The organism is Candidatus Methylacidiphilales bacterium, assembly GCA_025056655.1.
Taxonomy (GTDB): Bacteria; Verrucomicrobiota; Verrucomicrobiia; order Methylacidiphilales; family JANWVL01; genus JANWVL01.
Window position 1 is genome coordinate 24,786 of sequence record JANWVL010000055.1, and the last position, 12,559, is coordinate 37,344.

The following is a 12,559-nucleotide window of genomic DNA, read 5'->3' on the forward strand; positions in this document are numbered from 1 at the left end:
TTCATGCCAGATGCTGATAAATTTGCTGTCTTGATAGGTGAGGAGGCATTACGCCGTCGCGTTATTGAGCTTGGATCACAAATTAGCAAAGATTACCAAAATACTCCACTAACTTTGATCGCACTGCTCAACGGTTCGATATTTTTTCTTACTGATTTAATTCGTGCGCTGGATATTCGCGATCTTCATATTGAGTGTTGGAGGATATCCAGTTATTGCGATACGTATTCGACGGGTAAGGTTACAGGTCTTGAGCATTGTCGTGCTGAGGTCCATCAGCGTCACGTCCTGATCGTTGATGATATTTACGATACTGGTCTTACACTTTCGCATGTCCAAGAACACGTCCGAACACTTCAACCTTTATCGATAAAGACCTGTGTTCTCCTTGAAAAAAAAACAAAACATCAAGTTCTCATACCGGTTGAATATGTTGGCTTCACCATACCTGATGAGTTTGTGGTGGGATATGGCTTAGATTACAACGGCCGTTATCGAGAATTGCCTGACATACGAATTTTTAGGAGTAACTAGAGCTGTTTTACCGATAGTATGGCGATTGAAACTCTCACTCTTCAAGATCTTCAAAAACGGCTTCAAAATATGCCGTCACTTCAAGCGACTGTTCACGGTCAGATTACGGCGATCCGCATCGCGCAAGCGCGCAACAACAAAGACTATCTCGATCTTACTCTTTCCGATACCACTGGAAATATGTCGCTTAAGATCTGGCGTGACCATCCTTTATTTGATTTTCTTTTGCAAGATTCCAAAGGCGCATTTTTCAAGCTCACTGCAACCTGGAGCCTAAATAACTTCGGCATCAATCACGATCAACTGACAGCTACGCGTCTCTCCACGGCTGAAATGAATGATTTGCTTCAGGGGCCACTTGAGCGACAGAAGAGAATTGAAAATGATTTTAATACTATTGCGGACCTGGCGACGTCTATTGTTAATCCTTATTTACGACGGCTATGTGAAGAGTTTCTTACAGAATACGAAGAGCCATTTCGACGCGCTGCTGCAGCGAGAGATTATCACCATGCGCGGCGGGGCGGGTTAGTCGAGCACGTGGCTCAAATGATGCGGGCAGCTGATGCACTTTGTAAGGTGTATCCATCTATCAATCGCGATCTCGTTCTGGCAGGGGTCTTATTTCACGATGTGGGGAAGCTATGGGAGAACGATTATGAGAAAAATGGATTCGGTATGCCTTACACACTGGTGGGAGAGCTGCTTGGACACATTTCGATCGGTGTTGAGTTTGTCAACCGACTTTGGCGTTCTCTCGAGGATGATCCGGAATTCCAAGCAGCAGGTCAGCCATCACGCGAGCATACGCGGTTCCATCTACTTCATCTGATTGCTTCTCATCATGGGCAAAGAGAGTTTGGTGCACCAGTGACACCGCGGACCCCTGAAGCATGGCTTCTGCATTATGTGGATAACCTTGATGCGCGAATAGAAATTCTTCAATCTGCCTATGCTGAGAATCCTCTTCTTGCACCTTATATCTACGAGGTTCGCCGTCCTCTTGAGGGACATCCCGTGCAGCCGCTTCCGCCTTGGCAAGAAAGCTGAGATTATTTTTTAATGGATTCTTGGCTCTGATTGACATTGCGGATGACTTATTGAAACTAATCTTATGCCTATTCGCGTCACAACAGCTTTTACCTCTGAGCCCTATGATGAAGCTACAGTTCAAAGTATAGCTCGCCGGCTTCGTGAAGAGATTGGTTCTCCGATAACGCTTGCGCTTGCCTTTTGTGGGCAATCATACATAAGCGCTGCTGATGAGTTTCTAGAGACGTTGCGGATCGAGGGGCATATTCTTACTTTGGGAGGCTGCTCTGCTCAAGGGGTGATCCATTCAAATCGAGAATATCAAAATCAGGACGGTCTTTCTGTTATAGCTTTAAATTTGCCTGAAGTTGAAATCGTGCCGCAAAAGATCACCTCTGTCACAGATGGGAGTTTTAGTGTTGGATCAATCGATGACAGAGCCATTCGGTTTGCCATAGCTCTTCTGAATCCCTTTGCGATGGATATCGAGGGATGGTTCCAAGAGTGGAACCGTGCTCATCCGAGTTTGCCTCTAATCGGTGGCCTAGCCAGCAGTCTGCTTCCGCCGCCGCATGCTGCTGTTTTTCTTAATGAAGAGATAATTGAGGGGGGGCTCTTGCTGCATTTCAGAGGGCCGATTTGTCTTGAGAGTCTTGTTTCTCAAGCTTGTCGTCCCATTGGTGAACCAATGACGATAACTCAAGCTAACGAAAATATTCTTTTTTCACTGGGCACAGTTTCGGCTTATGAGGTGTTGAATAAGGCGTTTGAGAATCTTCCGGATGCTTTGAAAGCCTATGCTCGTGGCAATCTCTTTGTAGGATTGGCAATAAATGAATACCAAGAGGAATTTAAGCAGGGCGATTTTCTTATTCGCAACATTCTTGGTGCTGATCCCAACAGTGGTGCAGTGGCTGTAGGAGCTCGTGTTCGAGTCGGACAGACGTTGCAATTTCAGCTTCGCGATCCGATTCTTGCTCGGGAGGAGCTGAATCGATTACTTGAATTAAAAGCGAATTCATTGAAGGCGACTCCGGTAGCCGCTTTGCTATTTGCCTGCAATGGGCGGGGTAAACATCTTTTTCAATTACCTCATCATGATGCTGCGTTGATTCACCAGTTTTTTCCAGATACTCCGTTGGCTGGTTTTTTCTGTAACGGGGAGATTGCTCCTGTGCACGGCCGAAATTATCTGCATGGTTACACGGCTTCACTTGCTTTGCTTGTGGATGAGACGAAGGCTAAAAAGTCGAGGGAGTCTACATGAAAGATGTCATTCCAGCTCACTGTGATCATTCTCGGGAGTGGAAAGATTTTTTTTATGTGTATCCAGTGATTTCCAGGCGCTCGCAAGGCTTGTCTATAGGGATTAATTTGAATCCTGATAAGGTTTGTAATTTCGATTGCATTTATTGTGAGGTGGATCGCCGGACTCCACCGAGGCGACTGGATGTTGATCTTGTGAGGCTTGAGGAGGAGCTTGAGTCGCTATTGTCTCTTGCAAAGAGTGGAGCTCTTTTTGATGCTCCACCGTTTTCTGAGACTCCGATGGAGTGGAGGAGACTCAATGATATAGCGTTTAGTGGAGACGGGGAACCGACAACTTATCCACATTTTGATCGTGCGGTAGAGATTGCATTGGCTACTCGGCGAAGGCATCAGCTGAAGGATTTGAAAATTATTTTGATTACGGATTCTGCTTGTCTGGATCGGCCTCAGGTTGTGAGGGGTCTTGACGCGATGTATCGGGATGGGCCTTATGAGGTGTGGGCTAAGCTTGATGCGGGGAGCGAGGCGTATTATAAGCGCGTCAACCGCACGCATATTCCGTATGATCGCATTTTGCGGAATATTTTGTCGACGGCACGGCGGATACCGGTGTTTATTCAGACGCTTTGGATGCGAATTCATGAGGAGGTCCCATCGCAAGAAGAAATAAATGCTTATTGTGATCGGATCAATGAGTTAGTCTCTCAAGGTGCGCAGATTCTAAAACTTCAGCTATATACGGTTGCGAGGCCTACTCCTGAGCCTTACGTCCGTCCGCTAGATCCGCGGACTTTGGATGCTATTGCGCTTCAAATTCATCAAGCTACGGGACTTCCTTTTGAGGTGGCCTACGGTTCTTATCCTGAGGAGAATTTTTCGGTTTATGGGTAGGGGTTGGGATATTATCACGTTGCGGGGAATTAAGGTGCCAGTTTATCTGGGCGTGCCTGATGAGGAACGGGCACGCGCTCAGACGGTCCACATCACGGCTCAGCTTTATGTTGCTTCGGATACTATTAAGGCTGCGGCTCAGAGCGATTGCATTGAGATGACGCTCGATTATGCAGGGGTTTACGAGTGTATTTTGCGAACTGCTCAAAGGCTGCCCTATAGGCTTATGGAACGATTGGCTGAGGAGATTGTAGGGGAGTTATTTGTCTCGTATCCGGTTTTGTCTGCAGTGAGGTTGGAGATTTGCAAGTTTATTTTGCCTCAGGTGCGTGAGGTATCACTGGAAATTTTCAGGGAACGGTGATTTCCTGGGTGTGGGGGTTAGCCGCCTGCTACGATGCGGATGAGCTCGATTGCGTCACCTTCTTGGATGGGTGTTGTGTCCCATTCGTGAAGGTGAAGTGCGGTTTGGTTGAGCTCAATGACGATTCCTTTTCGGGGGAGCTGTAGATGTTCTAGCAGAGCGGATATAGTGTTGATTTCGTTGGGGATTTGGTGAGGTTGGCCTTGTAAATATATCTGCATGCCGAGCTGTGGTGAGTCTTGCCTTTAGGGTTTATTAGTGGAAAGCGCGAAGAGGTCAGTGGCAGGCGAGATAAATTTTTTTTAGAGCTTGGTAATGAGGCTCGAATAAGGGCATTATACTTTTATTCGAGGATCCAGTGATGATTTTAGTTAAACCAGTTTCGGTGAGGATGTATCGACCGTGCTTGTCTGGGGTAAGAGTGTATGTGCCTTTGGCGTTGATTAGGCGTAGGCTAAAAGGAGCTGTTATCTCTTCGGGTTCATAATTTATAAAAAGGGTTCCTTTTAAAACTTTAATATTGAGGACATCGTTGGGCTGCTTGAGCTTTGGCTTGGCGTGCTGTGGGATAAATATACTGAGCTCAGTGTGAGGTAGTGCCTGGAAAATAGTAAAAGTATTGGCATATTGGAACAGTGTTTTATTTGTTGAGGGGTGGAGGATGATTTTCGATGGGCCGTGGGTAAGCTTAGCTCCTGCGAGATGGTGGATGGGGAGGGATTGCGCTAGAGTTGAAGGAATTGTCACCGAGGCGAGGATCGCAACTACGTATAATTTTATATAGGACATGATGTGAGGAGTGATGGTGGATTTTTCTTAATGTGGAAATTATTGGATCAATTTTTCTAATTTATCGTCTTTGGGGACGCCGAGGTCAAGCGCAATTTTATAGTGGCGTCGAGCGAGTTCTTTTGCGGGGGGGCGTTGGGTGGCGTAGATAACTGCGAGGTTGAAATGGGCATCGCCGTAGTTGGGATCGATCTCAATGGCGCGGCGGCATTCTTTTTCTGCGGCTTCTTGCCACCCTTTTTGGGAGCAGGCGATGCCGAGGTAGTTGCGGGTGCGGGCGTCGTTGGGCTCGAGGGCGGTGGCACGGGTAAGGTGCTCGATGGCGAGGTCGTATTGGCCCTTTTGATAGTAGACGATGCCGAGCATGGAGTAGGAGAAGGCGTCAGCGGGGTTGAGACGGATGGCTTGTTTGAGTGCGGTTTCAGCTTGATCGTAGTCTTGTTTTTGGAATTGGGCTACTCCGAGGTTAGACCAGGCGTAGAGGCTTTCTGGGTATTTTTGGATGATTTGTTGGTAGGCTTTGATGGCGTCATCGTATCGTGCTTCAGCAAAGGCGTCTGAGGCTTCTCGTGCTAGGCCGCGGACATCTTCTGGGATGCGGGCTTTGGAGCGGTATTCGATGGCGGGGTCGATTGGGGTGGTGGGCTCTTGCGATGAAGAGGTGGTGAGGGAATTTTTGTTGTCTGCTTGGGGATGGGGAGGGGGCCGGCGTTCTTCAGATATTTGAAGGTTTGAGGGGAGACGAAGGAGGGCGAGTTGTTCTGGGGTGAGGTTTAAGATTGGAGAGGCGAGGATTTCGAGTTGTTGGCGAAGGACGGCGGATTGGATTTTTAGGTTTTCGATTTCTTCGGTGGCGATTTTTTTTGCGGCATCGCGGCGTGCTTGTTCTTGGATTTGGCGAGTGATGATGTCGCGTAGGACTTCATTTTCGCGTTGGAAGGATTCGTTGTCTCGTTGGGAGAGCTGGGCTTTTTGGGCGGCGATGAGGTTATTTTGGGCGGCTTCGAGTTGGTTTTTGAGTTCGGCTGTGGTGCGGCGGAAGGCATTATTTTCTTGCTCTGCGAGGGCGAGTTTTTCTTGGACTTTGCGGAGTTGAGCTTGAAGGTTGGCGAGGGCGGTTGAGGTGGGTTTCGTGGGAGATGAGGTGCTGGGGGAGGAATTGGAGGTGAGTGCTTTGAGTTGCCGCTCGGCTTCATTGAGTTGGTTTTTGAGTTGGCTATTTTCTTGGAGGATGGAGGCGAGTTTTTCATCGAGGTCGCTGGAGCGGGACATGACGAGTTGTTTTTCAGTGGCTTGTAGGCGAGTGCGGAGGAGATTAATTTCATTTTGAGCTTGAGCGAGGCGCTGCTTTGTGAAGGCCAGTTCTTCTTCTAGAGCGTGTATTCTTGAGGAGGGGCGGGTGGGTTCGGTGGAGGGGGGAGGTTGGGGGTCGATTTTTGGCGGAGCTTGGGGTGTGGACTCGATGATGATTTCTGATGTGGGGGGGGGAGTGGGGGGGGGCGTGCGGTCGGTGGCGTCTTGCAGTAGGCGTATTTTGTCTTGGCAGTAGCGTATGCGGTATTTTACTATGCCTTCTTCCCAAGTGGGGTATGCCTCTTTGAGGGCTTGGAGTAGGGAAAGGACTTCCATGTAAACTTTGCGAGCGGAGGCTTTTTGTTCTTCGCGTTCGAGTTTTTCCGCTTCTTGTAGTCTGAGGTAGAGTTGGAGGTATTTGTCTTGAGGGCTTGGGGGTGCGGCTTGGGTTTGAGGAGGTGTGGTGTAATGTAGTGTGAAATTGAGAAGTGTGAGTAGGAGAGTGGCTACCAGTCTATTGCGCATGATAGGGGATGGAGTTTTGTAAAAACAGGTGGTGGTATGGAAGGAATATATTTTTGTAAGATGGGGCGTCAAGATGAGGTGTTATTTGTGGGATGTGAGAGGGGTGAGTGGTTTGTGTTTTGGAAAGTTTCGCGGAGGGAAGGGTGGTTGTATTTTTTTAGGAATTCTTGAATTTCGGCTTTGAGATGGCGATCGTCGGGGGCGTAGATGAGGGCTTGCTGATAGGCGATTGCGGCTTCGTTTTTGTTGTTTAGTGCATGGTGTGCACGTGCGCTGAGATGGAGGAGTGTGGGGTTGGGTGGAGCTGTGGGTTGGTGTTGAAGGGTCGCTAAAGCTTCAGTGGGGCGATCAAGTGCGAGGAGGCTTTTGGAGGTGAGTGTCGGTGATTGAAAATGGGTGGATCGGAGGGTGGAGAGAGCTTCGGTGTATTTGGTTTTTCTGAATAGATACTGGGCATGCCACGGTAATTGAGTTTGCTTGGGCAAGGTTTGAACCCATTCTTGGATATCTGAGTGGAGTTCAGGGGAAATGGAGGTGGTGTGAAACGAGAAAGCCAGTAGTGCTTGAATGAAGAGAGGTGAGGTGTGGTGTTTTGCGGGTGTGTTTTTGATTATGTCCCAGGCAAGTTCGGGATGCTGGGCGGATGCGAGGGTGAGGGCACGGAGAAGTTGGAGCTCGAGGTGGAAATGTGAGGTTGAGTGTGGGTAGTCGTGGAAGAGATAGGCCATGGGCTGGGTGGGGTGATCCGGAAGGCGGGTCCAAACTGAAGCGTTGTGCGTAATGTGGACCGGTCGATATTCTAGTTGGCGCAGTTGTGGTATCCAGGAATAACGAGGGAGGTCAACGATAACGTAATCTGGGTGGTATTGGTTTATAAAGAAGATCAAGCTTTGTGGGCGAGTGTGTAAGAGAAAGGCTTTGCGTCGGGTGCTGGGTGAGTAGCTTTGCGTGATCGGGGTGAGAGTGAGATTAGAAGGCGGGATTCCCTCTAAGAGGAGGTAAGGGAATAAATCTGGATGATGGAGAATTTTGGCTTGGGGAGCATGTCGTGCGAGCCACTTTATCGAGGCATGAGGGGTGAGGGTGAGGTTTTCTCTGTGGTGTTGCCAGGATAAGGAGAGGGAGTTGTTGTGGGAGCCGCTAAAATTTGAATTTAGGACAAGGGAGAGGAGAGTAGCTGATAGGAGTTTACAGACGAGGGATAGGGCATTGGTGTGTGCGTGTGAGAGGCCAGAGATCCTCGAGCTGAAATGCAGAGAGCTGATTAGGGTGAGGATTGTAAAATTGAGAAAAAGTAAGGTGTAGGTGTCGCTAGAAAGAGTGTTCCAACCTAGACACAGCGAGAAGATGGCGAATGTCCAGCAAATTTGGCCGTAGTGTAAGAGAGCATTAAGTAGTGTGAGAAGAATGAGGAGGATGGCAGAAAAAGCGAAAAGGGGGGTTGAGGACCAGGGATTGGTTAGTGTTTCGAGGGGGTAGAGAGTATATTGTCCTGATAAGAGGGACGAGAAAAGGTGAAATGAAAGCTTCCAAGTTGGAGGGGAGAGAAATAGTGTGAAGAAGGAGATTAATACGACTGGGAACCAGTTTTGAATGGCTAGAATACTCCAGCGGCCTAGTTGGATAGACTCGCGAATGATGATTTCGATGCTGAACGTTAGGATGAGAAGGAGGCCGATCCAAAACCAATCGTTGGTATAATTCCAGGCGGTTTGAATAAGGAAAAGTGGCCAGAAACAGAGCCAATCGGCCTGACGGCGATGCGTGAGAAGAAATTGAGCCGTCGCGCTTGTGAAAATTAAGGCTGTAATTTGTGGGGTTAGTTGCCAATCCGATAAGCCTCCGATAAAAAAAGCCGTGATACTGAGAATTGGTATGCTCGATAGGCGGACTTGATGACGTGTAGGTGGGTAAGCGAAGAAAAATAAGATTGTAAATAAAGCGATGAGTAGGGCACTGTGGACGAAGACCAGTCCGTAGTCTCCAAAGTGATAAGCTACTCTGACGATTAAACTAAAAAGTGGAGAGTATGAAATATTCAAGGAAGAGTCTTGAAGAAATCCTTCGGGTTGGGAGGACTTTGTAGTAGAGCTGACGGCATAGGTAACCAGAGCTGCTGTGGTTGGATTTTCAATGTGAGGACGTGCAGCTTGGAGGAGTATAGAGATGGTTAAGAGTGCTATGAATAAGCGATTTGCCGCTGCGTGCATAAAGCTAGAATTTAGGAATGGATGAGTGTTTTTTAAGTAAAAATTCAAGGCAAATTTTTGAGCGACTCATTTGTTTTAGGGTGTTTTATTAGGGCTTGGAGGTGAGGGAGGCGAGGTTGTGGTAGTAGCAGAATTAGTGAGTGAATGAAACATCCTGAGGTGATATGCCTTTTTTTGATGTTCTGATAGGGATTCGTATATAGCGGCTAGGAGTCGGTGAGGTTCTGGAGAGTGAGGCTGAATTTTGGAGGCTTTTTCAAGGGGGAGGATTGCCTCTTGGTATTTTTTTAAGCCTATAAGAGCTGAAGCAAGATTTAGATGAGCATCGTAGGAATTAGGGTCGAGTCGTAGTGCATCTTTTGCGGATTTTAGGGCTGTGGTGTATTTTTGAAGATTTATAGCAGATGCGGAGACTCCAATGTGCGCTTGTGTGAGGGTCGGCATGAGTTGGGTGCAGCGTTCGTAGTATTTAATAGCCTCAGGCCATTTTTTTAGGTGATAGTAGGCGTCTGCGAGTCTATTCAGTATCTCTACATCTTTTGGATGAAGTTTTATATATTGCTCAAAATACGGGATGGATTTTTCGTATTCCTTGGCTTTGAATAAAATTAATGCAATATTGCGAGGCGGTTTATCAAGGTCTGGCCTAACAAATGCCGCTCTTTTTAGATAACGTAGGGCGAGTTCATTTTCGCCGATTTCACCATAGAGAACTCCAAGGGTATTCAGGCCTTCATAGAAGTCGTGTTGAATTTGGACTGACTTTAAAGCATTAGGAATGACTTGTGAAATATCATGAGGATATCGTGTCGAGTAAGCAACCGCATAGTTCACTTGTAAATGTTGACTGAGTGGATTTACTTGAATGTCAGTCTGATAAAGTGTTAGATTGTTTTCCCAACGCTTAGTGTGCTGATACGTAATGCAAGCGATAGGTATGAATATAGAAAGAATGATTAAATAACGTGCTATAATTGGAGTTTTGCTAATTAAAATGAAAAGTGGGGTAGATAGGATTATAGATGCTGGGATAAGAGCCAGGTAAGCATAACGATCGGCCACAGAGGAATATCGGCTTTGGTATTCATAGGATATCAGTCCTAACGTGGGTGATAGAGCGATAATAAAGGCGATGTATAGTAAAATAGAGTTTTTTTGGACAACACTGTTTTTTATTCTATAAATCACTAGACCGATGATTATAGGGATGGAAGCGGTAATGCCCAGCCAAGGTTGTTGAATGAGAAATTGTGGAGTGCGACCGTAATCTATGCACAAGGGAAGTGGCCAGAGAACTTTTGATATATAGAAAAACAAAGAATCTAGGGCTATGTAAACTCGAGCCCAAATTGGGGGATTGAATGTGATTTCATCATGGGGTTGAAACTGTTTTGTGAAGATTAACCAACCTATCGATATCAGGATGAGTCTTTCATTTGAGAGTAGGGACTTACGAAGTGAAATTCTATAATGTAGTATGTCAAGGGTTATGAAAATAATTGGTAAAATAACTGACGAAGGTTTAGATAGTAAACTGCATAGAAAAAGGAGTAGCGCATAAATATAGAAAGCTTTTTTTTCTGTAGAACGATAAAAAATCCAGCATAATAAGCTAGTTAGCATAAAAAATGTGGCGAGCAGGTCTTTAAGACCAGTGACCCACGCAACCACTTCAATTTGAATAGGATGTATCGAAAATAGCAATGCAGAAATAAATCCTAATATATTACTGTTGAGCGGAGAAATTTTACAAATTAAAATATATACTAATAGACTGTTGAGTAAGTGCAGGAGAATGTTAAAAAAATGGAATATTGAAGGATTTAAGTCGGTAGTGTTGAGTTTGTCTTCGGATACATAATTTGGAAAAATAAACCGTGAGAGTTTTGCTTGAAGATACCAAGCCGTATATGTAATAGGAATGTAGAGTTTGGCGTATGCATCTTGCCAAAATGGTGCAAGTTGGGCCGCCTCTTTTTTATTTATATATGGATTTGCAACGATATTGAAGTTGATGTCGTCCCATACAAATTGAAATTTTAAAGTCTGTAGATAAACAGCAGCAACAAATAGAGAGATAATTACACAATGTAAAATGTGTATGAAAGATGGATAATTATGTATAGATTTGCCTAATTCGACTGTTTTTTTAGGCACGACTTTTGTCTATATTGGTGAGTTCTTAAACTGTATAAGTCGTAGAGGAAACGCTGCCCCCCCGTCCGGTCCAGTTTGTATGGAAGAATTCGCCTCGAGGGCGATCTGTGCGTTCGTAGGTATGGGCCCCGAAGTAATCTCTTTGGGCTTGAATTAAGTTGGCTGGCAAGGAGGCGCAACGGTATCCATCATAGAATGATAGTGCTGTAGAAAAAGTAGGAATAGGGATTCCGAGCCTGACAGCTTCGCTGACAACTCTACGCCATGCGGGCTGGCATCGTTTTATTTCTTGGTTGAAGAAGTCATCTAAGAGAAGGTTGGGAAGTTGTGGATTTTTATCATAAGCGTTTTTGATTTTATCTAGGAAACGGCTGCGGATGATGCATCCACCGCGCCACATCAGGGCAATGCTTCCGTAGTTCAATTTCCATTTAAATTCTTTTGCTGCTGCACTTAGGAGCATGAATCCTTGGGTATAGGAGATGATTTTTGAGGCATAGAGGGCGCAGCGTATGTCATCAATGAATTGTGTCTTGTCACCTTCAAATTCAGTTTGAGGTCCCGAAAGAATTTGGGATGCTTGCACGCGCTCGTCTTTTAATGCTGAGAGGCATCGAGCGAAGACAGCTTCTGATATCAAGGTGACTGGAACGCTGCAGTCTAAGGCTGAGTTTACTGTCCATTTTCCAGTCCCTTTTTGACCCGCGGCGTCAAGGATTTTATCGATAAGCGGGAGGCCGTCTTCTTTGTAGGCTAGGATATCGGCTGTGATTTCAATGAGATAGGAATTGAGCTCCGTTTGATTCCATTTCTTAAAAATCTCATGCATCTCATCTGGGTTGAGTTTTAGCCCATCTCGTAGGAGATGATAGGCTTCGCTGATGAGTTGCATATCGCCATATTCAATTCCGTTGTGAACCATTTTTACGAAGTGTCCTGCACCATTTTCTCCGACCCAATCGCAGCATGGAGAACCGTCTTCTACTTTGGCAGCTATGGCTTGAAAGATAGGCTTTATGTGTGGCCATGCTTCAGGCGATCCGCCTGGCATGATGGATGGGCCTCGGCGAGCTCCTTCTTCGCCGCCAGAGACGCCAGCACCGATGAAGTGGATTTGACGTTGAGCCAATTCATGGGTGCGACGGATGCTGTCGGTGAATAGGGAATTGCCTCCATCTATGATGATATCTCCTGGATCAAGGTGAGGGACGATCTGTGCGATAAATTCATCAACGGGTTGTCCAGCTTTTACCATCAACATGATGCGACGTGGTTTTTTGAGTTTTGAAACTAGCTCTGAAATCGAATAGCAACCTATGATCGAAGTGCCTTTGGCCTCGTTGGCGAGAAACTGATCTATTTTGCTCGTTGTGCGGTTATACACTGCTACGCGGAATCCGTGATCATTCATGTTTAGGATCAAATTCTGTCCCATCACAGCGAGACCTATTACGGCGATATCAGCTTGAGACATAGTGGCGGGAATAAAACAGCA

General features: G+C 46.3%; 11 protein-coding genes. 5 read left to right on the forward strand and 6 right to left on the reverse strand.

From position 1 onward, the window contains the following. Positions 1-3 precede the first annotated feature (3 nt). The 5 genes from hpt (at position 4) to NZM04_02805 (ending at position 4,090) form a co-directional block, all read left to right on the forward strand. Positions 4-534 carry a hypoxanthine phosphoribosyltransferase gene (gene hpt, locus NZM04_02785; GenBank protein MCS7062968.1) on the forward strand — a complete coding sequence of 177 codons (531 nt, stop codon included), beginning with the start codon at positions 4-6 and terminating at the stop codon, positions 532-534. Between the two features lie 18 nt (positions 535-552). Next, the gene (locus NZM04_02790; GenBank protein MCS7062969.1) at positions 553-1,584 is read left to right on the forward strand and encodes an HD domain-containing protein; all 1,032 of its coding nucleotides are present in this window, start codon (positions 553-555) and stop codon (positions 1,582-1,584) included. 64 nt (positions 1,585-1,648) lie between these two features. Next, positions 1,649-2,833 carry an FIST C-terminal domain-containing protein gene (locus NZM04_02795; protein ID MCS7062970.1) on the forward strand — a complete coding sequence of 395 codons (1,185 nt, stop codon included), beginning with the start codon at positions 1,649-1,651 and terminating at the stop codon, positions 2,831-2,833. Next, on the forward strand, positions 2,830-3,726 hold the full coding sequence (locus NZM04_02800) for a hypothetical protein (GenBank protein MCS7062971.1): 897 nt from the start codon (positions 2,830-2,832) through the stop codon (positions 3,724-3,726). Before NZM04_02795 ends, NZM04_02800 begins: the two co-directional genes overlap by 4 nt. Beyond that, positions 3,719-4,090: a dihydroneopterin aldolase gene (locus NZM04_02805; GenBank protein ID MCS7062972.1), complete on the forward strand. Its 372-nt coding sequence runs from the start codon at positions 3,719-3,721 to the stop codon at positions 4,088-4,090. The genes NZM04_02800 and NZM04_02805 overlap by 8 nt, the downstream gene beginning before the upstream one ends. 17 nt (positions 4,091-4,107) lie before the next feature. Here NZM04_02805 and thiS read toward each other — a convergent pair whose 3' ends face one another. From thiS to gnd, 6 genes are all read right to left on the reverse strand, one after another. Next, positions 4,108-4,311 carry a sulfur carrier protein ThiS gene (gene thiS, locus NZM04_02810; protein MCS7062973.1) on the reverse strand — a complete coding sequence of 68 codons (204 nt, stop codon included), beginning with the start codon at positions 4,309-4,311 and terminating at the stop codon, positions 4,108-4,110. A 55-nt stretch (positions 4,312-4,366) separates the two neighbouring features. Next, positions 4,367-4,879 (reverse strand): hypothetical protein, encoded by a 513-nt coding sequence (locus NZM04_02815; protein ID MCS7062974.1) that lies wholly within the window; start codon positions 4,877-4,879, stop codon positions 4,367-4,369. Between the two features lie 39 nt (positions 4,880-4,918). Further along, positions 4,919-6,697, reverse strand: a complete 1,779-nt coding sequence (locus NZM04_02820; GenBank protein ID MCS7062975.1) for a tetratricopeptide repeat protein — start codon at positions 6,695-6,697, stop codon at positions 4,919-4,921. Between the two features lie 68 nt (positions 6,698-6,765). Next, positions 6,766-8,907, reverse strand: a complete 2,142-nt coding sequence (locus NZM04_02825) for a hypothetical protein (GenBank protein MCS7062976.1) — start codon at positions 8,905-8,907, stop codon at positions 6,766-6,768. Between the two features lie 75 nt (positions 8,908-8,982). After that, a complete protein-coding gene (locus tag NZM04_02830; GenBank protein MCS7062977.1) occupies positions 8,983-11,064 on the reverse strand; it encodes a tetratricopeptide repeat protein in 2,082 nt (693 codons plus the stop codon). Positions 11,065-11,089: 25 nt separating this feature from the next. After that, the gene (gnd, locus tag NZM04_02835) at positions 11,090-12,538 is read right to left on the reverse strand and encodes a decarboxylating NADP(+)-dependent phosphogluconate dehydrogenase (protein ID MCS7062978.1); all 1,449 of its coding nucleotides are present in this window, start codon (positions 12,536-12,538) and stop codon (positions 11,090-11,092) included. Positions 12,539-12,559 lie beyond the last annotated feature (21 nt).